We start from the raw sequence: 22848 nt of genomic DNA on the forward strand, positions 1-22848 counted from the left end.
GCGGCTATCGCCTGGTAGGATCGGTTCGCAATTCTCGGCTACGATGTCCGCAGGCCAGAGCAACAGATGATGTGATGGAAGAGCCATCGGACGAGGCCTTGATGGCGGAGGTTTCGGCGCAGCGGCAGCATGCGTTTCGCGTCCTCATGCGGCGCCATATGCCTCGGGCGCTGCGGGTCGCGGAGCGGATCGTGCGCGACCCGGCCGAGGCCGACGACATCGGCCAGGAGGCGTTCATGCGGGTCTGGACGCACGCAGCCTCGTTCGATCCGCAGGTTGCGAAGTTTACGACCTGGCTCTACCGCATCGTCCTCAACCTGACCTTCGATCGCACGCGGCGGCGAACGTTCCTGCCGCTCGAAGACGCCGGCGACGTACCCGACATGGGACCGCACGCCGTCGAGCGGCTGATCGCGGATGAGGAGCTCAGTCTTCTCAATCGCGCGATGGCCGGCCTGTCGGACCGGCAGCGCGGCGCGATCGCGCTCTTCCACATGGAGGGATTGAGCGGCGAGGAGGCCGCCAAGGCGATGGACGTCAGCGCCAAGGCGTTCGAATCGCTGCTGGGCCGTGCCCGCACGGCGCTGAAAGCAAACGTCCAGAAAATACAGGAGACAGGGAGCTACGCATGACGCCGGATCAGTTCAGACGATTGGCCGAGACATGGGGAGGCGATGTCGAGCGTTGGCCCGCGGCAACGCGCGAGGCCGCGCGGCGATTTGCGGCAAGTGCGGAAGGCGCGGCCCTCCTGGATGAGCAGGGACGGCTCGATCGCCTGCTCGCGGTGGCCCCGGAGATCGACGAGGCGAGGGCGGATCGTTCGAGCCTGCTCGTCCTGCAGCGGCTCGCCGCGGTCCCGCAGCAGCATCGGCCGGCATGGTATCGACGCCTGCTGCGCTGGCCCACGCTCGTTCCCGCCGCAAGTCTCGCCTGCTCCGCGATCGTCGGCGTGTGGCTGGCGGGGGCGATGCCCTATGTCCATTCGGCGTCGGACCCGTTGTCCGTCATGAGCGGCGTCTTCGACGTCTACTCAATCGGTTTGGGATCGGTGCAATGAAGTTCCGGCGAGAATGGTCCACTCCCTGGCGGGCGCTCATGCTGCTGTCGCTGTGCGTCAACGTCGCCCTGTTTACCTATGTCTCGGCGCAATGGCTGCTACCCGGCGGCTTTCGACCGGGCGCAGCCGTGCCGCTACGCATGATCGAGCGTGTCGCCGAAAGACTTCCGGCGGAAGACGCGGAGATCCTGTGGAGCATCTATCGCGGCAAGGAGGCGGAGCTGGCCCCGCTCCAGGCCGAGTACCGGCTCGCGTTGATGAAGGCGATGAAAACGGCGGCGCAGACGAATCTCGACAAGGCCGAGCTGGAAGCAGCCGTGAAGGATGCCCGCGACAAGCGCGTGAAGATTGGCGACCTCGTCGTCTCGACCTTCGTCGAGATGCTGGAACGAATTTCAACGAAAGGACGCCGACAACTCGTCGGCGGCTATTTTCGCTGAGCCGCGCAGAGTGAACGAGGGATTCGGCCCGTCCAGACGTATCACCTACATCGATGTCTGCGAATTGATGGAGGTGACATGGTGCAACGATTTGGCCGGGCGGCAAGCGGACCGGTGGTGAGGTTCTCGCATCGGGCGGCCGTCTACGTGCGTGCGGGGCTTGCGGCCGCGAGTCTGATCGCACTTCTCGTGCTGTTTCTTTCACAAGCCTCCGCAGGCGATGCGCGGAGTGAGGCAAAGCAGGCCTGCAAGGCAGACTATTCACGGTTCTGCGCCGGCACCATGCCCGGGAGCGGCCGCATCCGCAAATGCCTCGGCGACAATTACGCGAGCTTGTCCGCGGCCTGCAAACAGGCCTTCGACGCGAATCCGCCAAAATAGAACAGGTTAGCTCCGCTCCGGCACGCGCTTGATCTTCGCGCCAAGCGCGTTCAGCCGCTCCTCGATGCGCTCATAGCCGCGCTCGATCTGGTCGGCGTTGTTGATGGTCGAGGTTCCCTCGGCGCACACCGCCGCGAGCAGCATCGCCATGCCGGCGCGGATATCGGGCGAGGTCATCGTCGCGCCGTGCAGGCGGCTGGGGCCGGCGATGATGGCGCGGTGCGGGTCGCACAGCACGATGCGCGCGCCCATCGCGATCAGCTTGTCGACGAAGAACATCCTGGATTCGAACATCTTCTCGAACATCAGGATCACGCCCTCGCATTGCGTGGCGGTGACAATGGCGATCGACATCAGGTCGGCCGGGAAGGCCGGCCAAGGCTGGTCCTCCAGCTTGGGCACATGGCCGCCGAAATCGTCCTGGATCTTCAATGTCTGGTTGGAGGGCACGATAAGATCATCGCCCTCGATTCGGCAGACGATGCCGAGCCGCTCGAAGCCCATGCGGATCGAGCGCAGATGCTCGACGCCCGCGCGCGCGATGCGCAAGGGCGAGCGCGTCACGGTGGCAAGCCCGATCAGCGAGCCGACCTCGATGTGGTCGGGCTGGATCCGGTACGTCGTCCCGCCGAGCGTCGCTTGACCATGGATGATCATGGTGTTGGTGCCGATGCCTTCGATCCTGGCGCCGAGCGCGACCAGGAAATTGGCGAGGTCCTGCACATGCGGCTCGGAGGCCGCGTTGCGCAAATAGGTGATGCCGTCGGCGGCGACCGCCGCGACCAGCGCGTTCTCGGTGGCGGTGACGCTCGGCTCGTCCAGGAACACGTCCGCGCCCGCGAGCTTTGGCGCGCGGAATTCGAGCCGATCGGTCGCGGTGACCTTGGCGCCGAGCTGCTCCAGCGCGAGCACATGCGTGTCCAGTCGCCGGCGGCCGATGACGTCGCCGCCCGGCGGCGGCAGCATCACCTCGCCGCAGCGGGCGAGCAGCGGCCCGGCGAGCAGGATCGAGGCGCGAATGCGCACGCACAGCTCGGGGTCGAGGTCGGCGGCGCGGATGCTCTTGGCGTGGATGTGAAGCGTGTTGCGCGCGGACCATTCGGCCGACGCGCCGACCGAGCGGACCAGCTCGACCAGCGTCTCGGTGTCGCGGATCCGCGGCACGTTCTCCAGCACGACCGGATGCTCGGTCAGCAGCGCGGCGGCGATGATCGGTAGCGCCGAATTCTTATTGCCGGACGGCTCGATCGAGCCCGAGAGCCGGTGACCGCCCTCGACGATGTATTGGATGGGCGCCACGGGGTTCTCGCTGTCCTGTTGAGTGGGAGGGCCTGTTTCGGGCGGAAACTACAGAGATTTGAGCGCGGGAGCAATTGTGCCGGCTGGGACCCGCACACGTCCGTCCGTCGCTTGTGGCAGGACCCGCCCTCAGAACAACCCGATGATACTCCCGACCACATAGAGGAACGCGATCAGGATCAGGACGCCCATCAGGAAGAAGGAGATTTCGATGGCGATGGCGCCGGTGCCGAGTGCGGCGGCGACAGCGGCAAGGAGCCGTTCCTCCCGAAAGATCAGCGAGAGCACCGACAGCAGGATGGCGAGCAGGCCGAGCGAGATCGCCGTGACCGATGCGATATCACTCCAGCTTCGTCCAGCCGATTTCTCGAGGTCCGGAGCCTTGAACTCCACGCCCTTCACCTTCGCGACGATGCGGTCCTTGATGCGATGTCCGGTGTCGACGATCACCTTGTCCGCCGGCGGCGGCGGAAACACGATCGGCACGACCCAATGCGGCAGCACCGCCGCCATCAACGCCAGCACACCGACGATGCTGCCGATGATGCCGAGGCGGCGTGAGGGCATAGCGGAACTGGGCGTTGCAGAGGCGGTCATGGCGCGAGCTTCCCGGCCGGAACTGGCCTTGCGGGGGCATGCCGTTTCGTCGCGATGGCGGGTGGGGAGGTTCAGGGGCGGTGTTGCCACGAAGGTGGTGCGCCCCCTCCCCCGCTTGCGGGGGAGGGCGGGGGAGAGGGTCTCTCCACACGGGACAATCCCCTAGAGGAGGAAGCCCTCACCCGCCACGCTCTGCGAGCGTGTCGACCTCTCCCGCAAGCGGGAGAGGTGCAGCGAGTGCTTGGCCAGCAGATCAATCCAAAGCCAGCCGCCCTCAAATATCGATCGTCGCGCTCAGCGAATGTTCCTGAATGAAATCGCGGCGCGGCTCGACGACGTCGCCCATCAGCTTGGTGAAGATGTCGTCGGCCTCGTCGACCTCCTTGACCTTCACCTGGAGCAGCGAGCGTGCCTCGGTGTCGAGCGTCGTCTCCCAGAGCTGCTCCGGGTTCATCTCGCCGAGGCCTTTATAGCGCTGCAGGCTGATGCCCTTGCGACCCGAATCGGTCACGGCCTCGAACAGATCGACCGGGCCGTGGACCACGTGCTCTGAATCCTTGCGCCGTAGCTTGCCGGAGCGGGCGTAAACGTCCTGGAGCTTGGTCGTGTATTCGTCGAGCTTGCGCGCCTCGGCCGAGCCAAGCAGCGCATCGTCGATGACGGCGGCTTCCTTGACGCCGCGCACGGTGCGCTCGAATAGGAAGCCCTGGCCCTCGATGAATTGTCCGACCCAGCCGCGCTCGACCTCCTCGGCCTGGTTGTCCAGCCGGCTCGCGATGTATTGCGCGGCGGCCGCCGCCTTCTCGGGATCGCCGTAGATCTCCTTGTTCAGCACGCCGGTGATGGCGGCCTGCTCGACCACCTTGCGATTATAGCGGCTGTGCAGGTTGCGCAGGACGCTGCGGACTACGCGGGCGTCATCGACCAGCGCGCGCAGATCGCGCCCGGAGCGGTCGCCGCCGGTGCCGGGGATGTACACGCAATCATCGAGGCCGGCGTCGATGAGATAGTCTTCCAGCGCCCGCTCGTCCTTCAGGTACTGCTCGGACTTGCCGCGTGAGACCTTATAGAGCGGCGGCTGGGCGATATAGAGATAGCCGCCATCGATGATGTCGCGCATCTGCCGGTAGAAGAACGTCAGCAGCAGCGTGCGGATGTGGGCGCCGTCGACGTCGGCGTCCGTCATCACGATGATCTTGTGATAGCGCAGCTTCTCGACCGAGAACTCGTCGCTGATGCCGGTGCCGAGCGCGGTGATCAGCGTGCCGATCTGCTCTGACGACAGCATCTTGTCGGGACGCACGCGCTCGACGTTCAGGATCTTGCCGCGGAGCGGCAGGACGGCCTGGAACTCGCGGTTGCGGCCCTGCTTGGCGCTGCCGCCTGCCGAGTCGCCCTCGACGATGAAGAGCTCGGACTTGGCCGGATCCTTTTCCTGGCAGTCGGCGAGCTTGCCCGGCAGCGAGGAGACCGAGAGCGGGCTCTTGCGCGTCAGCTCGCGCGCTTTTCGCGCAGCTTCACGGGCCGCCGCGGCCTGGATCACCTTGCCGACGATCATCTTGGCTTCGCTCGGGTGCTCCTCGAACCAGGCGGCAAGCGCCTCGTTAAGGACGTTCTCGACGACGGGGCGCACTTCCGAGGACACCAGCTTGTCCTTGGTTTGCGACGAAAACTTCGGATCGGGCACCTTCACCGAGAGAACGGCGGTGAGCCCTTCGCGGCAATCGTCGCCGGTCAGCGCGATCTTTTCCTTCTTGGCATTGGCCTCGGCATAGCCGTTGACCTGGCGCGTCAGCGCGCCGCGGAAGCCGGCGAGATGGGTGCCCCCGTCGCGTTGCGGGATGTTGTTGGTGAAGCACAGCACGTTCTCGTGGTAGCTGTCGTTCCACCACAAAGCGGCCTCGACGCCGATGCCGTTGGCTTCCGAGCGCACCATGATCGGCGCCGGCACCAGGGCCTTCTTGTTGCGGTCGAGATATTTGACGAACTCCTCGACGCCGCCGGAATAGAACATCTCCTCGCGCTTCTCGACCGCGTGGCGCATGTCGGAGAGCACGATGTTGACGCCGGAATTGAGGAAGGCGAGCTCGCGTAAGCGATGCTCGAGCGTGGCGAAGTCGTATTCGATGTTCTTGAAGGTCTCGGTCGAGGCCAGGAACGTCACCTCGGTGCCGCGCTTGCCCGGGGCATCGCCGACGACCTTGAGCGGTGCCACGGCATCGCCGTGGGCGAACTCGATATAGTGCTCCTTGTTGTCGCGCCAGATGCGCAAGCCGAGCTTGCTCGACAGCGCGTTGACGACGGAGACGCCGACGCCGTGCAGGCCGCCGGAGACCTTGTAGGAGTTCTGGTCGAACTTACCGCCGGCGTGCAGCTGGGTCATGATGACCTCGGCCGCCGAGATGCCTTCGCCCTTGTGGATGTCGACGGGAATGCCGCGGCCGTCGTCGCGCACGGTGACGGAATTATCCGCGTTGAGGATCACCTCGACGCGCGAGGCATGGCCGGCGAGCGCTTCGTCGATGGCGTTATCGACGACCTCGTAGACCATGTGGTGCAGGCCCGAGCCGTCGTCGGTATCGCCGATATACATGCCCGGGCGCTTGCGGACGGCATCGAGTCCCTTGAGCACGCGGATCGATTCCGCGCCGTAATCGCTCGCGTTGGAGGGCTCGTTTTCGGCAGCGTGCTGCCGAGCAGGTTCTGTCATGAGAGGCCTTCGAGATGTCGCCCGAATCAGCGGCGCAAAAGGCGCTGATTTGCGGGGCTATTTGTGCCATGAAAGACCGCTTGCGCCTAGCGCAAAGTATCCTCCGGCAACCCTTTGAGCAGATAGGGTTTTTCGGCCGGTTTTCAAGGCGCCGGAGGGCCGATTCTGGGCGCCGCAAAAAGCCCGATTCGAGGGCAGTTTTTTGCCTCGAAAAGCCGTGGATTTTGCGGGGCCAGGAAGAGTGGTTTTGGGGCACCTGAAACTGATTCATCGATCGCCGTCATGCCCGGCCTTGTCCTGGCATCCACGTTCTTGGCGTCGCGGAAGACGTGGATGGCCGGGACAAGCCCGGCCATGACGATACCGCGAATCTGAAAGCGTGCAGCCTCAATACATCTGCAGCGGCAGCACGTCGCCGCTCGGGCCCACCAGAAGGCCCCAGGCCTCGCCGGCGGCAACGGTCAGGGACTCGCTACGCGCAGGGCGGCCGGGCAGGCGCAACGCGTACACGTATTTGCCGGGCGGTAGGTCGAGCATCGGGCCTTTCGGTGATTGCGGGCCGCCGGCGCCGGCTGCGATCTTCACCGTCTGCTTGTTGATCGTCAGCGCGACCTCGTTCGCTGCCATGTTTCCGAGCATGAGCCGCGCTTGTCCCGCCTTCGGCATGATCTCGGCCTTGGCCGCGGCATCGGCATTCTTCTGCGCCAGGCTGACCGTGGTCTCGCCCTTGGCGCGGCCGAGCTTGAGCACGGCGGGACCTTGCGGCGAGGTGAAGTCGATCTGCGCGCGTTCCGCGGACACGGCTGCGCCGTCGGTCTTCTCCTGCCAGCCCAGCTTTGCAAGCTCGGCCCGGTAGAAGGCGAGGACCTCGTCGAGCGAAGCGGGGATGCGGGCCTCGAGCTCGCGGCGGAGCGGCGCTTCGCCTCCGGGTATCTTGGTGGTGGCGAGCGATTTCGACGAACGCTGCGTCGGCACCGGCAGCGGGGACTCAGGATCGGGTTTGAGCGGCTCGGCGGATTTGGCCTGAACCTCCACCTCCGCGCCGGCCGCAGCCTTGGCCGCTTCCGTCACCAGGCCCGATCCGTCGGCGCGGACATTCACCTTCGGGCCCATCTGCATCACCGTCATCGAGATCGACTTGCCGCCCTTCGAGAACGCCATCACCGCCATGTTCGGCTGGTTGATGACGGAGGGCTGCTCCTTCCAGCCCGAGCTCTTCAGCGCCGTCCGATAGAAGCTGCTGAGCGCCTTCACGCTCGACGCCGAGGAGAATTCCAGGTGGCCGTCGCCGCCTTCGAACGTCACGGCTTCGGCGTTTTCGGGCAGCGGCACCGGCGTCTTGCTGTCAGCGAGCGCGGTGAGCGCGGTGAGCGGGGCGTCCGACAGGGAGGCGGCCTGCGTCTTGCGCCTGATATCATCGGCCGCAATGAGCTGCTGAGCCGTGCCCAAGGCATCGCTCAGGAACCGCGCGTCGGCCTCCTTCTTCGCCTTGGCGCGGGCGGCGAGCGCGGATTCCTTCACCTGCGCGGTCAGGCTGACCATGGTGAAATCATATTTGCGGCCGAGCCGCAGCACGCCGGTTTCATCAGAGTTGGAGATCTTGATCGCCACCTCGTCGCCGGGCGCGAGCGGTGCGCTGCCATCCTCCTGCCAGCCGCGCGCGGCGAGCTCGCGCTGATAGAAGGCGCGCACGGCGGGCAGCTCGGCGATCGCCGCGGCCGAGATCTCGCGCTTGTTCGAGCTGGCGCTGCCGAGGCCCCGCGCAGATTTGGTCGGCTTCGGCCGCGGCAGGCCGGCCATGTCGTCGTCGGCCTCGAGCACCTCCGGCAGCGCGAACGGCGCGACCCGGATCTCGACATTGGTGCGGCCATCGTCGCGGCGCGTCAGGGTCAGCATCACCGGCTTCTGGTAGACGTGCGTCGCGTCGCGATCGGGGTGGTCGTAGAAGACGCGAACGCCGTTCGGAACGGTCCCGGCAAGATCGGCGTTCGGCCAGCGCAAGGCCGTCTCTGGGTTCAGCTTGCGCCACCCCATCGCCGCCATGTCCTTGGTAAAGAATGCTGCGGTCGCATCGAGCGCGCCGGGCGCAATGCAGCTGAGATAGGGCCGGGTCTCGTCGAACACGAGATCGATCGCGCCTTCCGGAAAGGGCACGTTCGCATAGATCCGGTTCGGCGTGTAGAACACGGCGGACTGGTCGGGTCGCCCGCGCGCCTGTGTGAAGGAAACGCGCAGCCCCTGCCGTCCCTTCTTGAAGGTCAACGCTGCGCTTCTCTCATCCAGGGGATACACATAGGGCACCCAGCCGTCGGCGCTCAGCAGCTTCCTGGTGGCGTCCGACGTGCCGGCAAGCGGGGTCGGCACGGTGTAGATCACGCGATAGGTGTCGGGACGCGAAGTGTCCTCCACCGCGCCGTCGAGCCGCGGCAGCGTATGGACGTCGACGATGCCGTCGTCTGCCGCGCCGGCGGGACGCGAGGGGATCACTATCGCGAGAATGCCGCAGGCAAGCAGCAGCCATCTTGCCGGGACTTGCGCCCCGCGCCGGATCATCGGCATCGTCAAAAACTCCTGGATGTCGCGCGGGTCGTCATGCCCTTGCGCATTGGCGGGCTGCGGCGCCGTCGGTGCGGCCTCAGACGAGAAGTCGCGCCGGGAACCGGAGAGGTTCAACAGGCTCAGTACAGCTGCAACGGCGGCCAGGCGTCACCGTCGCGCCCGACCGTGAGCTCCCAGGTGTCGCCGGCGGCGACGGTGAGGATGCTCGTGGTGGCGGGTTGGCCCGGGACGCCCAGCCTGTACGAATATTCGCCCGGCGCGAGGTCCAGCGCGACGGCGTTCGCGCCGGCCGGGCGCGGGATGGTCCGCTCGTTGATGGTGAGGACCGCTTCCTTGTCGCCGATATTGCTGAACACCAGCTTCGCCTGGCCGGGCTCGGGCAGCACGTTCGCCTTTGTCGCCATGTCCGCGTTCTTCTGCACCAGATGAACCGAGGTGCCGGAATCCTTGCGGTCGAGCTTCAGCGCGGCCGGCCCCAGCGGCGAGACGAAGGCGAGCCGGATGTGATCGGCATTGATCACGGCGCCATCATGCTGCTCTTGCCAGCCGAGCTTGCGAAGCTCGGTCCGGTAGAAGGCGAGCACGTCGCTGAGCCCCGCGGGCACGGTGGCCTCCAGCCTGACGCGGAGCGGCGCGTCGACGCCCTGCATCAGCGTGGTGTGGATCCCCCTGTAAGTATAGCGGGTCGGTGCGGGCAGCTTGGCATCGGAATCCAGCGTGAGCGGCGTCGGAAACAGATGCGGCAGCGAGGCACCGGCGCTGGCCGCGAGCATGCACATCGCAAACAGGGCGAAGCCGCACGCAAACAACTGCCATCGTGCCGGAGCTTGCGCCCCATGCCTCACCGCCGTCATGCTCATGCTCCAAAAATATCGCGAAGGATATCGCGCATGTCCGAGTGCTGCGCGATGGCCGCTTCTTGCGGCCTCAAGCAGCTAGTCGCGATCTGGAACAGGCGGGTTCAATGCGGCGGCCTGGGCGCGGGCCGAGACTCGTCCGCTCTCGACGTCAAACACTTCGCCCCCCGCGCCGATCTCGGCGAAGGCGGCAGGATCCGCACCGGTCAGCCACACCTGCGCGCCGAGCTTCTTCAGCTCATCGAACAGCGCCGCCCGGCGGTTCGGATCGAGATGCGCAACCACCTCGTCGAGCAGCAGCAGCGGCACGATGCCGGTCATCTCGGCGACCAGGCTCGCATGCGCCAGCACGAGGCCGATCAGCAGCGCCTTCTGCTCGCCGGTGGAGGCATCGCGCGCCGGCATGCTCTTGGGCGCGTAGATCACCTGGAGGTCGGTGAGATGCGGGCCGTCGGTGGTGCGGCCGGCGATCGCATCGCGCGGGCGGTTGTCGCGCAGGATCTGGCGGTAGCGGTCCTCGACCGACGTCGCGGTCTCCTCGAGCAGCGCATTCTCCATCCAGCCGTCGAGCGCGATCTGAGCGGACGGAAATGCGGATGCCTGTGCGCGCGCGTTGAGCATGCCGGTGAGCCTTGCCGCGGTCTGGCCGCGCGTGGCCGCCACCGCGACGGCGAGTTCGGCCGTCTCGCGCTCGATCGCGTCGCACCAATGGTCGTCGTAATTGCGCGTCTCCAGCAGGCGGTTGCGCGAGCGCAAGGAGCGCTCGAGCGCGTTGATGCGGCTGGAATGCTCGCTGTCGATGGCGAGCACGAGACGGTCGAAGAAGCGCCGCCGTTCGGACGCTGCGCCCATGAACAGCCCGTCCATCGCCGGCGTCAGCCACACCATGCGGATATGATCGCCGAAGACGCTGGCCGAGCCCACCGGCTCGCGGTCGATGCGGCAGCGCCGGCTCACCGTGGTATCCGCGCGCGGCGCATCGATGCCGGTGCCGAGCGTGGCGAGCCCCAGCGCGCCCTCGACCTGCGCCGACACCGCCCAGGAGCCGTCGCCCTGGTTGTCGGCGACATCCTCCAGCGTCGCCCGGCGCAGGCCGCGGCCCGGCGACAGGAACGAGATCGCCTCGATGCAATTGGTCTTGCCCGCCCCGTTCGGCCCGACCAGCGCCACCAGATCAGCCGCCGTCTCGAGCCCCGCCGCCCGGTAATTGCGAAAATGCGTCAGCGTCAGCCGATAAATGCGGGAGGGGGTCATGAGATCCGTTTTCCGTCATGCCCGGCCTTGTGCCGGGCATCCACGTTCTTGGCTCCGAAGACGTGGATGGCCGGGACATAGGCGGAGCAAAGCGACGCCGTCCTTTCGGACGGCTACGCCGGCCATGACGATGTAGTGACAGGTGTGGATGCCGGTAGGTCTCACACCCGCATCGGCATCAGCACGTACAGCGCGCTCTTGTCGTCGCGGTCCTGCACCAAGGTCGGCGAGCCGGGGTCGGCGAGGCGGAGCGTGGCGACGTCGCCTTCGATCTGGGCGGCGATGTCGAGCAGATAGCGGGAGTTGAAACCGATATCGAGCGCGTCGGAGGCGTATTCGACCTCGAGCTCTTCGGTCGCGCTGCCGGAATCCGGATTGGTCACCGACAGCACCAGCTTGCCCGCCGACAGCGACAATTTGACCGCGCGGCCGCGCTCGCTCGAAATCGTGGAGACGCGGTCGACCGCGTTCTCGAAATCCTTCTTGTCGACGACGAGCTCCTTGTCGTTGTTCTGCGGAATGACGCGGCCGTAATCGGGGAAGGTGCCGTCGATCAGCTTCGAGGTCAGCACGACGTTGCCGATGGTGAACCGGATCTTGGCCTGCGACAGCTCGATCGTCATCTCGGCCTCGGTGTCCTCGATCAGGCGCTGCACCTCGCCGACCGTCTTGCGCGGCACGATCACGCCGGGCATGCCCTCGGCGCCCTTCGGCTGCACCAGGTCGAGCTGGGCGAGGCGGTGACCGTCGGTGGCGACACCGCGCAGGGTGGCGGCCTTTGGCGTGCCGGCGGCATGCAGATAGATGCCGTTGAGGTAATAGCGCGTCTCCTCGGTCGAGATCGCAAACTGGGTGCGGTCGATCAGCCGCTTGACGTCCTTGGCGGCGAGCGAGAACGAATGCGACATGTCGCCGGCGGCCAGATCCGGGAAATCGTTCTCCGGCAGCGTCTGCAGCGTGAAGCGCGAGCGGCCGGCGCGGATCGCGAGCACGGCGCGGTCGCCGTCGGCCTCCAGCACGATCTGCGAGCCGTCCGGCAGCTTGCGCACGATGTCGTAGAACATGTGCGCCGGCACGGTGGTGGAACCCGCGGTCGCGGTTTCCGCCGGCAGCGTCTCGGTCACTTCGAGGTCGAGGTCGGTCGCCTTCAGCGACAATTTCGCGTTCTCGGCGCGCACCAGCACGTTGCCGAGGATCGGGATCGTGTTGCGGCGCTCGACCACGCGGTGGACATGGCCCAGCGACTTCAGCAGTTGTGCGCGTTCGACCGTAACCTTCATTGCACTACTCGCCCGATCCCTTAGGAAAACACAGCGTTGAGAAGGCCGGGCGGCGGGACGCGCGCCACGGCATCGAAGACCCCGGCCGGCCGGATCATTCCTGCCGATATGACCAAAGCCGTCTGGGTCGCGCAAGGTGGCGCGGATAGCCCGCAGATTCAAGGCATTGGGGCCAGTTCCCCACGATTTACCGCCTCAAAACGAAGACGCCGCCCAGGCAAGCCGGGGCGGCGGGAGCAGGGCGGGAGCCCTAGGCCTTTATTCCTGAAGCTGGCGCTTCAGCGATTCCACTTCCTCCGACAGCGCGGTGTCCTTGGAGACCAGCGCCTCGATCTTGCGCACCGCGTGCAGCACCGTGGTGTGGTCGCGTCCGCCGAAGCGGCGGCCGATCTCGGGCAGCGAGCGCAGCGTCAGCGTCTTGGCGAGATACATCGCCACCTGGCGCGGGCGCACCACGTTGGCGGTGCGGCGCGAGGACAAGAGGTCGGAGCGGCTGACATTATACTGCCGCGCCACCACGCGCTGGATGTCCTCGATCTTGATCCGCTTCGGCTCCTGCGGCCGCACCAGGTCGCGCACCTCGTGCTCGGCCATCTCCAGCGTCACCGGCCGGTTGTTGAGCTTGGAATGCGCCAGCAGCCGGTTGATCGCGCCTTCGAGGTCGCGGCCGTTATGGGTGATGGTGCGCGCCAGATAATGCAGCACCTCCTCGGGCACCTCGAACGTGGCATGATGGGCGCGGGCCGCCGCGACGCGCGACTTCAGGATGCCGTGGCGCAGCTCCTCGCCGAGCGATCCCATCTCGACCACGAGCCCGCCGGCGAGCCGCGAGCGGACGCGATCGTCGAGGCTTTCCAGATCCGACGGCGGACGGTCGGCCGCGATCACGACCTGGCGGCCGGCGTCGATCAGCGCGTTCAGCGTGTGGCAGAACTCGGCCTGCGTCGACTTGCCCTGCAGGAACTGGAGGTCGTCGATGACAAGCACGTCGATGCCGCGCAGCGCTTCCTTGAAGGCCAGCGCCGTCTGCGTCTTCAGCGCGGCGACGAAGCCATACATGAATTTTTCGGCCGTGAGATACAGCACCTTGCGCTCGTTGCCGGAATTGCCGGCCCAGGTCACGGCCTGCAAGAGATGCGTTTTGCCGAGGCCGACGCCGGCATGGATGTAGAGCGGGTTGAACATCACGGGGTCGCCACGACGCCCTTCGGCGACCTGGCGCGCGGCCGCATGGGCCAGCGTGTTGGAGCGGCCGACGACGAAGCTCGCGAAGGTCAGGCGCGGATCGAGCGGCGAGCCGCCGAGCGCGTCGTGATTGGCCGAGACCGGCGCGGTCGCGGTCGAGCGCAATTCCGGCATCGGCGCGCGGCGCGCCTCGACCGGCGCGGGCGCTTCCTTCGGCTGCGCCGAGGGGCGCACGGCGGACCGCACCGTGAGGTCGATGCGATGCACTTCCGGCATCTCGGCCTGCCAGCACGACAGCACGCGCTCGGCATAATGGGCCTGAATCCAGCTCTTCAGGAACCGCGTCGGCACCGAGAGCCGCACGCTCTCGTCCTGCACGCCTTCCAGATCCATGCGCGCAAACCAGCTTGTGTAGACGTCCTCGCCCACGCTCGAACGCAGCCGACCCTTCACGCGTGACCAGCGATCCTGTTCCATTGTCATCGTCAGAAAACTTCTCTTGAGAGATATAGTTGCGTTTGTGAGCGCCATGCAGGGTTCCTGCCACGGTCCCTGAAGTGGCGCGACCTCGAGCGAGTCCATCGTCGGGCATGGCTCGACCGTTCGGCGCGAACGCCGCGGGTCAGATCAGCGATGTCAGAGATGGTGGGGTCGCGAGGTCAGCGCGTACTCGGCGCTCCGTCACGCGCGGGAGGCTGGAAATCCGACGGGGCTGAAACGGCATCGTTGGAAAAGGAAACGTGCTGCAATACCGCGTTGAGTCCGTAAGACATGATACCTCCCCGTCCTGCCGTGATCGCTCACGACAAGGTCCTGCGTGTCCTAAAGACAACCGCGCCGTACTCCTGTCGCGGATGCCTGCCCAAATGTACTAGTCGTCCGCTCGACTTCGCCACCTTGCGTGCCGGGGTAGCTTCGCGATGTCTCTCATATGAGCCTGGCGCGAGTAGATGCGCCTGGCGCGAGCGGGAAAGGTCCCGCTTGGAAACATTCAGACAAAGAGCTACCATTCCCACATGCTGTGGGTTTTGCACCGACATCACTTTTTGAAGCGTCGCCTACGTGCACACCGCCGCCGATTTGCACGCTCGCCCCGTTTCCTAAACCGCGCTGGTCTGAAGATCGTGGGCGCCGCTGACTGGGTTAAGGAATACACTAAGCGGAAAGACTCGCAACGAAATTGATTCACAGTTGAGCCGTCAAAAAACTTGACCTCGGTTAACGTCGCACAGGAGTTGTTCACAGGCTGCGAAGCAAGTTTTTGAATCCGTGCACAGAATCGAGAAGGCCGCGCGTCATGTGACAATTCTCGTTCAGCGCCAAATTATTTTTATAAATTCGTCATGCGCCCGACGTGCGGGCGAATTTTCCAAATGCTTGTCCCTGCTATGTTGATAAGTGATTATCGAGCCATCGCTTTTCGAGACTCGTTTTGCAGGGTAACTCCACCGTGACACACGTTCCGGTGAATCTACGGTGTGCAGAACTCTCATCGGCCATCGATTCAATTCGCGCCCGCCTCACAGGGGTTTTTTGCAACGCAGTGAAGTTTCCTCTGTTGCAGAACATCGGCAGGTAGAATTACGGAATGAAGACTGACGCAGACGATGTAAATCATCCAAGCGAGGCGTGAGCCTCGCGTGACTGCTTGCGTGAATGTGACAGTCAACAAAAAAGCCCGGCGCGAGGCCGGGCTGTTTGACGCGCTGACCGGATCGACCGATCAGACGATGTCGCCAAGATGACTTAGCAGATTTACTTCGCGAGCTTGGCGATCTGCGCGGTGAGGCGCGAGACTTTGCGGCTGGCGTTGTTCTTGTGAATGATGTTGCGCTGGGCGGCGCGCATCAAGGCGGGCTCGGCCGTCGCGAGCGCCTTCACGGCAGCGGCGCGGTCGCCGCTCTCGATGGCTTCCTCGACGTTGCGCACGGCGCCACGCATCTGGGTGCGGCGCGACTTGTTGACGGCAGTGCGGCGGGCGATCTTGCGCGTCGCTTTCTTGGCGGAAGTGGTATTGGCCATGGTCTCAATGTCCTTTGCGGGTACCGGTCGCGTCTTGGTCGGGTAGCGCCGGCTTGCTTGACCGCGGAATCGACGCTCGGATTTAGGGTGTTCGGTTGCTGGGCCGTTCCCGGAACATGAGCGACCGCCTTGCGGCTGTCTCTGAGGCTCCAAGGTGTCTTCAAGCTCGGATGAGTCCTGAAGCCCAGGGTGCCTGCAACTGCTCAAAGAACAGCGGCGGCGGGATTGCGCCCACCGCCAGTTGGCGCCCTTATAGAGAGGGTCTTTCGCACCGTCAACGCTTTCGGGCGCCGGAAACGCCCCTTTGGCGGCCTGGATGAGTGCCGTAACGCCCTGAAGAGGTTGAATTTCTGCCGTCGCCCGGCTATTGGCTGGCATCGTTCCGAAAAGGTCGTCCGCTTCGACGGCCATCGTAGGTGAGGCATGATCCGCGGCTTTTTCCGACTGATAGGGCTGTTGCTGCTCGCCGGCGGGTTCATCTTCATGGTCTATGACGGCGCCCGCTGGGTGGCCGACCAGACCCTCAAATTCACCCGCTTCGGCCAGTTCTGGAACGACATCAATCAGGCCAGCCAATCGGCCTTCCGCACCTGGGTCGAGGCCAAGGCGCCCTGGCTCTGGACCTCGGTGATCCGCCTGGTGCTGGAGCAGCCGGTCTTCGCCGTCCTCGGCATTGTCGGCATCCTCCTGATGATCTTGTTCCGCCCGCGGAAACCGCTGATCGGCTATTCCCGGGATTGAGCCTGCAGCTGGCACCCGCGTAACAGCGGCTGCCTCTTACCCTCCCCCTCCAGGGGAGGGTTGGAGCCCCACTCAACGCTTTATTAACCATAACCGGTGCATCACTGGAGCCGTCTCGTTTCGAGGATGGGTCCGGTGCCGGTTGCACGCGCGTTTCGATGGTCGAACTTGGCGTCCTTGGCAGCGTCCGCCGCGCTCGCTTTGGGCGGCTGCATGCAGACCGCAACTCCCGTCGCGATGGTGCAGCCTCGTCCCGATCTCGATGCCATGGCCTATGGCCAGCCCTATAATGCGCCGCGGCCGGTCGTCGTCGCCAATAACGGCGGTGGCGCGATCGCAGCGCTCAGCAATTCCTTTGCCGCTTCGCCCGCACCGATGCCTGTCGGCTACGCCGCGCCGATGGCGGTGCCGGTGCGCAATGGCGCCTCCTACCATCTCGACGCCGGCGACAAGCTCCGCGTCGTGGTCTACGGCCAGGAAGGTCTCACCAACAGCTATGCGATCGACGCCGGCGGCTCCATCACCATGCCGCTGATCGGCGCGGTGCCCGCCCGCGGCCGCACCACGGCGGGGCTCGCCGGCGAGATCGCCGCACGCCTGCGCAACGGCTACATCCGCGAGCCTTCGGTGGCGGTCGAGATCGAGACCTATCGTCCGTTCTTCATCCTCGGCGAGGTCCTCGCGCCCGGCCAATATCCATACGTGCCGAACATGACGGTTGAGAGCGCGGTCGCCATCGCCGGCGGCTTCTCGCCGCGCGCCAAGCGCGACATGGTCACCGTCACGCACACCGAGAACGGCGGCGCCATGCGCGCCGTGGTGCCGCTCGGCACGCCACTCGCGCCCGGCGACACCGTGTTCGTCGGCGAGCGCTGGTTTTAGGGCTCTCTCCCCTCGTCATTCCGGGGCGCGCGTAGCGCGAGCCCGGAATCCATTCCTCGACTGGCTCTGATGCCCGATGGATTCCGGGCCTGCACCGTTGCGCGGCGCATCCCGGAATGACGGTGAGAGAGCCGGCCGCTACCTACGTCAAATGCTTCGCGAAAAAATCCATGCTGCGCGGCCAGGCGATGTCTGCGCTGGCCTTGTCGTAGCTGGCGCGCTCGTCGCAATGGAAACCATGCTGGGCGCCTGGATAGATGAAGACCTCCACATCCGGCCGCTTCGACTTGATGGTCTCGACATCGGCGAGCGGAATGCCGGCATCCTTCTCGCCGAAATGCAGCTGGGTCGGCACCTTCGGCGTCTCGTCGGCGAAGCGAACGACGGCGCCGCCGTAATAGCCGATCGCGGCCTTCAGGCCGGTCAGTCGCGTCGCCGCGACGAAGGCGATGCTGCCGCCTAAGCAGAAGCCGATGATGCCGACGGGCCCGACGCTCTTCACCGCATCGATCGCAGCTTGCGTGTCGCGCAGCATCGCGGCCCAGTCCGGGTTGGCCACGAACTTGCGCGCCTCCGCGATCTCGTCGGGCGAATAGTCCGACTGGAAGTTCGGCGCCGTCCGGTCGAAGATCGACGGCGCGATCGCGACATAGCCTTCCCCGGCGAGGCGGTCGCAGACCGAGCGGATGTGGTGATTGACCCCAAAGATCTCCTGGATCACCACCACCGCGCCCTTCGGCGTGCCGGCGGGATCAGCGCGATAGGCGCCGAGCTGGAAATTGTCCGAGGCCGTCAGCTTGATGTCCTGTCCCACGCGGGTTGTCCTTCTTGGTTGTCGATCCGAAATTCAGCTCTCTCCCCTCATCCTGAGGAGCGCGCACCTGCGCGCGTCTCGAAGGATGAAAGGCCGAGATGCAGCAGCCGGGCCTGCATCCTTCGAGACGCTTGCTGTGCAAGCTCCTCAGGATGAGGGGTAACACCTCACTCCCACATCCAGTTCTCGCCGTAATCCTCCTTCCATCCGGCCAGCCGGCCGTGGCGGAATTGCAGGAACAGGCGGTGGCGATGGGGGATCAGGCCGCTGCCGCCGATATTGCGCAAGGCGAGATAGATCTCGTGGCCGGGACGTCCCCGCACATATTGCAGCCTCTGCCCGAGGGCGCGCGCGGTCTGTTCGGCATCCATGCCGAAGGCGAGCGGCGTGTTGTTCGACAAGGTCGCAACGAAGGGCTGGCGCGGCGGCACGGCGCCGATCGGCTCGGCCTGTGCGGATAGCGACAGCAATATCGTCCCCGCAGCCAGCATCATCAGCTTCATCGCCTGTGTCCCTGCTCGATCGGCCTATGCCGGCAAGTTCTTCAGGAAAGGCACGACCGCGTCAACAAAAGCCTGGGGCTGATCGATGTTGACGGCGTGGCCGGCGGCGGGGATCACGACCTTTTGTGCGCCGGGGATTTTTGCGGCCATGTAGTCGGACGCGGCGAGGAACGGGGTGTCGTCGGCGCCGACCACGATCAGGCTGGGCACCTTGATCTCAGGCAACAGCTCCATCACGCGCGCATCGCGCTGGGTCAGCATGCCGCGCGCGGAGAGCGCAAGCCCGCTGGCGTTGCGATGGTTCGCGGTGGCGCGCTCGCGCGTCGCCGCTTTCAGCACATCGAGGCCTTCGCGGTCGAGCTGGTCGGCCGTGGCGAGCGCTCGCGCGTTCCAGGCTTCGCGCGCATCGTCCTTCCTGAAGCCGGGGCCGGTGTCGATGATCAGCAGCGCGCGGGCCCGCTCCGGATGTGCGCGATAGAACGCCAGCGACATGTAGCCGCCGAGCGAAAGCCCGCCGATGATGGCGCGCTTCGCGCCGACCGCATCGAGGATCGCCGCCATGTCACCGACCGTGAGGTCTTCGCTATAAGCACTCGCATCGTCAGGGTAATCGGACTGGCCGTGGCCGCGCATGTCCCACAGGATCAGCGTGTGGTCCTTCGCCAGCGCGTCGATTTGCCCATGCCACATCGCCGAGGTCGAGGAATAGCCGTGGGTGAGCAGCAGCGGCGGCCCGTTGCCATGAACCTCGTAGTAGATGTTGACGCCGTCGCGATTGATCTCCGGCATTGCTTCCCGCCCTTTCTTTTTCCTCGCCACGACACCGCTGCACCCTCTCCCCTTGTGGGAGAGGGTGGCTTCGCTGAAAGCGAAGCCGGGTGAGGGGTCTCTATCCGCGCATGACTCTCTCAATGCGAGTGCGCGGATACAACCCCTCATCCGGCGCTTCGCGCCACCTTCTCCCACAAGGGGAGAAGGAAGAAAGCGGCGGCAGCTGCACCTTAGCTCGCCAAGTTACCTCGAAGAAACTGCCTGAATGCGTAGCACGCATGCCGGAGGCATGCGCTGTTGTGTCCAGTGGCTGCGTCGACGCCCTTGGCGCGGCGCACAACGGGCGAGTGTGGCGAGCGCTTTTTCGACTCGTTCCAAATTGCATTTGCCTCCGCGCCGGAACGCGATCATTCTCGCCGGCAAGGCTGACGCCAGCCCGGTGGGCGTCCGCCATTCAAATTGCCGCCGTAAGCGGCTTCATGCACCGGCAGGGGAAGACGCCTATGCCAACTCTCACCATCAACGGGCGGAGTCTGTCCGTGGATGCGGCGAACGACACGCCGCTCCTCTGGGCGATCCGCGAACAATTGCAGATGACAGGCACCAAGTTCGGCTGCGGTGCCGGGCTGTGCGGTGCCTGCACCGTGCATGTCAACGGTGAAGCCGTGCGCTCGTGCCAGACCATGCTCAGTGACGTCGCCGGCAAGAAGATCACCACCATCGAAGGTCTCTCCGCCAAGGGCGATCATCCCTTACAGAAGGCCTGGATCGCCGAGCAGGTGCCGCAATGCGGCTATTGCCAGTCCGGCCAGATCATGCAGGCGGCTTCGCTGCTCGCCAAGAATCCCAATCCGACCAAGGAGGAAGTGGTCGCCCATATGGACGGCAATCTCTGCCGCTGCATGACCTATTCGCGGATCCAGAAGGCGATCATGCGCGCCGCATCCGAGATGCGCACGGCGTCCGCCACCTCGAGCGAGCGGAGGCCCACATGAACAAGCATGTCAAGAACGTGACACCTGAGACGACCGATCTCAGCCGCCGCTCCTTCCTCGTCGGCACCGCCGCGACCGGCCTCGTGCTCGGCTATGCCGGCGTGCCCGGCATCGAATCGGCAGCCGCCGCGCCCGCCAATTTCGAGCCGAGCGTGTGGTACGCGATCGCGCCGGACGGGCTTGTCACCGTGACCTGCGGCAAGGCGGATATGGGCCAGCACATCGCCTCCACCATGGCGCAGATCGTCTGCGAGGAATTGGGCGCGAAATGGAGCGACATGCGCGTGCAGCTCGCCTCCAACGATCCCAAGTTCAACGATCCCGTGCTGGGCGCGCAGATCACCGGCGGCAGCTGGTCGACCATGATGAACTTCGAAGCGATGAGCCGGGCCGGCGCCGCCGGTCGCATCGCATTGACCGAAGGTGCCGCCGCCGCCATGGGCGTGCCGGCATCGGAGCTCGTGGTGCGCGATTCCATGATCGTGCATCCGAAATCGAAGAAGCAGATGTCGTTTGCCGATGTCGTGAAAAGCGGCAAGGCGACGAAAACCTTCTCGCCCGACGAGTTGAAGGCGATCAAGCTGAAATCGCCGGACCAGTACACCATGATCGGCGTCTCGGTGCCGCAGCTCGACATCCCCTCCAAGACCAACGGCACGGCCAAGTACGGCATCGACGTGATGCTGCCGGGCATGGCCTATGGCGCGCTGGTCACGCCGCCGGTGCGCTTTGGCGCTACCGTGAACTCGGTCGACGACAGCGCGGCAAAGAAGGTGCCGGGCTTCATCAAGGCCGTCACGCTCGACGACAAGACCGGCACGACGTCGGGCTGGGTCGTCGCCGTCGCCAGCACCTATGCCAACGCCAAGAAGGCGGCGCAGGCGCTGAAGATCGCCTATGACGCGGGTCCGAATGCGAAAGTGTCGAGCCAGTCGCTGCTCGACGAGGCCAAGCGGCTGCAGAAGCTGGACGATTCCGGCCAGTTCTTCGTCAAGGACGGCGATCCCAATGCAGCCTTCGGTTCGGCGGCCAAGGTGGTGGAGGCGGAATACACCACCAGCATCAACATCCATGCGCCGCTGGAGCCGATGAACGCCACTGCGGAGTTCAAGGGCGACATCCTGCACATCTATTCCGGCAATCAGTTCGCAACGCGCTCCGGCGCGATCGCGGCGGGAGCTGCCGGCATCGACCCGAAGTTCGTGGTCATGCACCAGATGTGGCTGGGCGGCGGCTTCGGCCGGCGTCTCGATGCCGACATGATGATTCCGGCGGTGCAGGCGGCCAAGGCCGTCGGCAAGCCGGTGAAGGTGATCTATTCGCGCGAGAACGACATGACGATGGACTTCTCGCGTCCGCTCACCTATCAAAAAGTGAAGGCCGGCGTGGACGGCGATGGCAAGCTCATTGCGATCAGCCACGACGTGGTGTCGGCCTGGCCGACCGCGCGCTGGGGAATACCCGACTTCCTGACGCCCTCGGTCGACAAGAAGGGCCCGCTCGATTCCTTTACGGTGAACGGGGCGGACTTCTTCTACACCGTGCCCAACCATTATGTGCGCGCGATCAAGAACGAGCTCGCGCACAACGCTACGCCCTCCGGCCAGCTTCGCTCGGTGGCGCCGGGCTGGACCTTCTGGGCGGTCGAAAGCATGATCGACGAGATCGCGGCGGCGACGGGCAAGGATCCCGCCCAGTTCCGCATCTCGTTGCTCGACGGCGCCGGCAAGAACGACGGCGGCGCGCAGCGCTTGCGCAACACGCTGCTCGCCGCGATGGGACTGTCCGGCTACGGCACCAAGCAATTGCCGAAAGGCGAGGGCATGGGCGTCGCCTGCGTCTCGTCGCAGGAGCGGGCGACCGCGAGCTGGACGGCGTGCGTGGCTCACGTCGCCGTCGCGCCGTCGGGGGAGGTGACCGTGAAGAAGCTCACGGTCGCAACCGACGTCGGCACGCAGGTGCATCCCGACAATGTCCGCGCCCAGGTCGAGGGTGCGGCGCTGTGGGGCCTGTCGCTGGCGATGTACGAGAAGGCGACGCTGAAGGACGGTGGCATCGAGCAGACCAATTTCGATGGCTACACGCCCTTGCGCATGAGCCAGACGCCCGAGGTCGCGATCGCCGTGATCGCCAATGGCGAGAAGGCCACCGGCGTCGGCGAGCCCGCGGTCACCGTGGTCGCGCCGGCCATCGGCAACGCCATCTTCAATGCCAGCGGCGCCCGCGTCCGCGCCCTGCCGATCACCGCGGAAGCCGTGAAGGCGAGCATGAAGGCGTAAGTCGCGCTGCGATTGCCGAATGAGCTGATCCGCCGGAGGGCAACCTCCGGCGGATTTGTTTTGGAGCCGCCTCCACACCCTCACCGTCATGCCCCGGCTTGACCGGGGCATCCAGTACGCCGCGGCTTCTCGGTTTCAGCCGGACCGTCTCAGCGTACTGGGTCGCCCGGTCAAGCCGGGCGACGACAGCGGAGGGCGGGGCGATAGCGTCCAAAATTCCCC

At 65.5% G+C, this 22848-nt stretch carries 20 protein-coding genes; 8 read left to right on the forward strand and 12 right to left on the reverse strand.

The features are described 5' to 3' along the window. Positions 1-11: 11 nt before the first annotated feature. From I6F33_RS28520 to I6F33_RS28535, 4 genes are all read left to right on the forward strand, one after another. The gene (locus I6F33_RS28520; protein ID WP_225144877.1) at positions 12-632 is read left to right on the forward strand and encodes an RNA polymerase sigma factor; all 621 of its coding nucleotides are present in this window, start codon (positions 12-14) and stop codon (positions 630-632) included. Then, positions 629-1057 (forward strand): hypothetical protein, encoded by a 429-nt coding sequence (locus tag I6F33_RS28525; protein ID WP_225144808.1) that lies wholly within the window; start codon positions 629-631, stop codon positions 1055-1057. The genes I6F33_RS28520 and I6F33_RS28525 overlap by 4 nt, the downstream gene beginning before the upstream one ends. Next, entirely contained in the window at positions 1054-1497 is a 444-nt protein-coding gene (locus I6F33_RS28530) for a periplasmic heavy metal sensor (RefSeq protein ID WP_225144809.1), read from the forward strand. Before I6F33_RS28525 ends, I6F33_RS28530 begins: the two co-directional genes overlap by 4 nt. Before the next feature lie 78 nt (positions 1498-1575). Next, positions 1576-1878: a cysteine rich repeat-containing protein gene (locus I6F33_RS28535; RefSeq protein WP_225144810.1), complete on the forward strand. Its 303-nt coding sequence runs from the start codon at positions 1576-1578 to the stop codon at positions 1876-1878. 6 nt (positions 1879-1884) lie between these two features. On the opposite strand, the gene murA is transcribed toward I6F33_RS28535, so the two are convergent. From murA to rpsT, 9 genes are all read right to left on the reverse strand, one after another. Beyond that, positions 1885-3177, reverse strand: a complete 1293-nt coding sequence (gene murA, locus I6F33_RS28540; RefSeq protein WP_225144811.1) for a UDP-N-acetylglucosamine 1-carboxyvinyltransferase — start codon at positions 3175-3177, stop codon at positions 1885-1887. 129 nt (positions 3178-3306) lie between these two features. Next, a complete protein-coding gene (locus I6F33_RS28545; protein ID WP_225144812.1) occupies positions 3307-3774 on the reverse strand; it encodes a hypothetical protein in 468 nt (155 codons plus the stop codon). Positions 3775-4048: 274 nt separating this feature from the next. Then, a complete protein-coding gene (gene gyrB, locus I6F33_RS28550) occupies positions 4049-6484 on the reverse strand; it encodes a DNA topoisomerase (ATP-hydrolyzing) subunit B (protein WP_036024084.1) in 2436 nt (811 codons plus the stop codon). 387 nt (positions 6485-6871) lie between these two features. Then, positions 6872-9043 (reverse strand): hypothetical protein, encoded by a 2172-nt coding sequence (locus tag I6F33_RS28555; RefSeq protein WP_225144878.1) that lies wholly within the window; start codon positions 9041-9043, stop codon positions 6872-6874. Between the two features lie 119 nt (positions 9044-9162). Continuing rightward, positions 9163-9897, reverse strand: a complete 735-nt coding sequence (locus I6F33_RS28560; RefSeq protein WP_225144813.1) for a hypothetical protein — start codon at positions 9895-9897, stop codon at positions 9163-9165. Between the two features lie 81 nt (positions 9898-9978). Beyond that, entirely contained in the window at positions 9979-11154 is a 1176-nt protein-coding gene (gene recF, locus I6F33_RS28565) for a DNA replication/repair protein RecF (RefSeq protein WP_225144814.1), read from the reverse strand. A gap of 161 nt (positions 11155-11315) precedes the next feature. Beyond that, on the reverse strand, positions 11316-12434 hold the full coding sequence (gene dnaN, locus I6F33_RS28570) for a DNA polymerase III subunit beta (RefSeq protein ID WP_036002613.1): 1119 nt from the start codon (positions 12432-12434) through the stop codon (positions 11316-11318). A gap of 258 nt (positions 12435-12692) precedes the next feature. Beyond that, a complete protein-coding gene (dnaA, locus tag I6F33_RS28575; RefSeq protein WP_036024069.1) occupies positions 12693-14102 on the reverse strand; it encodes a chromosomal replication initiator protein DnaA in 1410 nt (469 codons plus the stop codon). A 1272-nt stretch (positions 14103-15374) separates the two neighbouring features. Then, entirely contained in the window at positions 15375-15641 is a 267-nt protein-coding gene (gene rpsT / locus I6F33_RS28580) for a 30S ribosomal protein S20 (protein ID WP_036002606.1), read from the reverse strand. Between the two features lie 423 nt (positions 15642-16064). Between rpsT and I6F33_RS28585 the strand changes: the two genes are divergently transcribed. Continuing rightward, positions 16065-16382, forward strand: coding sequence for a hypothetical protein (locus I6F33_RS28585; protein ID WP_225144815.1), 318 nt, complete (start codon positions 16065-16067; stop codon positions 16380-16382). A gap of 135 nt (positions 16383-16517) precedes the next feature. Beyond that, entirely contained in the window at positions 16518-17264 is a 747-nt protein-coding gene (locus I6F33_RS28590; RefSeq protein WP_225131885.1) for a polysaccharide biosynthesis/export family protein, read from the forward strand. Positions 17265-17406: 142 nt separating this feature from the next. On the opposite strand, the gene I6F33_RS28595 is transcribed toward I6F33_RS28590, so the two are convergent. The 3 genes from I6F33_RS28595 to I6F33_RS28605 form a co-directional block, all read right to left on the reverse strand. Next, positions 17407-18078: a dienelactone hydrolase family protein gene (locus I6F33_RS28595; RefSeq protein WP_225144816.1), complete on the reverse strand. Its 672-nt coding sequence runs from the start codon at positions 18076-18078 to the stop codon at positions 17407-17409. Between the two features lie 167 nt (positions 18079-18245). Beyond that, positions 18246-18581, reverse strand: coding sequence for a hypothetical protein (locus tag I6F33_RS28600; protein ID WP_225144817.1), 336 nt, complete (start codon positions 18579-18581; stop codon positions 18246-18248). Between the two features lie 24 nt (positions 18582-18605). Beyond that, positions 18606-19370, reverse strand: coding sequence for an alpha/beta fold hydrolase (locus I6F33_RS28605; RefSeq protein ID WP_225143006.1), 765 nt, complete (start codon positions 19368-19370; stop codon positions 18606-18608). 485 nt (positions 19371-19855) lie between these two features. On the opposite strand from I6F33_RS28605, the gene I6F33_RS28610 reads away from it, so the two are divergent. Next, positions 19856-20347, forward strand: coding sequence for a (2Fe-2S)-binding protein (locus I6F33_RS28610; protein WP_025033225.1), 492 nt, complete (start codon positions 19856-19858; stop codon positions 20345-20347). Then, positions 20344-22626, forward strand: coding sequence for a molybdopterin cofactor-binding domain-containing protein (locus I6F33_RS28615; protein ID WP_225143008.1), 2283 nt, complete (start codon positions 20344-20346; stop codon positions 22624-22626). The genes I6F33_RS28610 and I6F33_RS28615 overlap by 4 nt, the downstream gene beginning before the upstream one ends. The last annotated feature ends 222 nt before the right edge of the window (positions 22627-22848 follow it).

The sequence above is a fragment of the Bradyrhizobium sp. BRP20 genome (assembly GCF_020194215.1).
GTDB classification, from domain to species: Bacteria; Pseudomonadota; Alphaproteobacteria; order Rhizobiales; family Xanthobacteraceae; genus Bradyrhizobium; species Bradyrhizobium yuanmingense.

Excerpts from the sequence above, each read along its gene's own strand:
- rpsT (WP_036002606.1), bottom strand. The coding sequence starts at position 15,641 with ATGGCCAATACCACTTCCGCCAAGAAAGCGACGCGCAAGATCGCCCGC.
- I6F33_RS28535 (WP_225144810.1), top strand. The coding sequence starts at position 1,576 with ATGGTGCAACGATTTGGCCGGGCGGCAAGCGGACCGGTGGTGAGGTTC.
- I6F33_RS28555 (WP_225144878.1), bottom strand. The coding sequence starts at position 9,043 with ATGCCGATGATCCGGCGCGGGGCGCAAGTCCCGGCAAGATGGCTGCTG.
- I6F33_RS28610 (WP_025033225.1), top strand. The coding sequence starts at position 19,856 with ATGCCAACTCTCACCATCAACGGGCGGAGTCTGTCCGTGGATGCGGCG.
- I6F33_RS28585 (WP_225144815.1), top strand. The coding sequence starts at position 16,065 with ATGATCCGCGGCTTTTTCCGACTGATAGGGCTGTTGCTGCTCGCCGGC.
- gyrB (WP_036024084.1), bottom strand. The coding sequence starts at position 6,484 with ATGACAGAACCTGCTCGGCAGCACGCTGCCGAAAACGAGCCCTCCAAC.
- I6F33_RS28525 (WP_225144808.1), top strand. The coding sequence starts at position 629 with ATGACGCCGGATCAGTTCAGACGATTGGCCGAGACATGGGGAGGCGAT.
- I6F33_RS28530 (WP_225144809.1), top strand. The coding sequence starts at position 1,054 with ATGAAGTTCCGGCGAGAATGGTCCACTCCCTGGCGGGCGCTCATGCTG.
- I6F33_RS28615 (WP_225143008.1), top strand. The coding sequence starts at position 20,344 with ATGAACAAGCATGTCAAGAACGTGACACCTGAGACGACCGATCTCAGC.
- I6F33_RS28545 (WP_225144812.1), bottom strand. The coding sequence starts at position 3,774 with ATGACCGCCTCTGCAACGCCCAGTTCCGCTATGCCCTCACGCCGCCTC.
- I6F33_RS28600 (WP_225144817.1), bottom strand. The coding sequence starts at position 18,581 with ATGAAGCTGATGATGCTGGCTGCGGGGACGATATTGCTGTCGCTATCC.
- I6F33_RS28560 (WP_225144813.1), bottom strand. The coding sequence starts at position 9,897 with ATGACGGCGGTGAGGCATGGGGCGCAAGCTCCGGCACGATGGCAGTTG.
- recF (WP_225144814.1), bottom strand. The coding sequence starts at position 11,154 with ATGACCCCCTCCCGCATTTATCGGCTGACGCTGACGCATTTTCGCAAT.
- dnaA (WP_036024069.1), bottom strand. The coding sequence starts at position 14,102 with ATGACAATGGAACAGGATCGCTGGTCACGCGTGAAGGGTCGGCTGCGT.
- dnaN (WP_036002613.1), bottom strand. The coding sequence starts at position 12,434 with ATGAAGGTTACGGTCGAACGCGCACAACTGCTGAAGTCGCTGGGCCAT.
- I6F33_RS28605 (WP_225143006.1), bottom strand. The coding sequence starts at position 19,370 with ATGCCGGAGATCAATCGCGACGGCGTCAACATCTACTACGAGGTTCAT.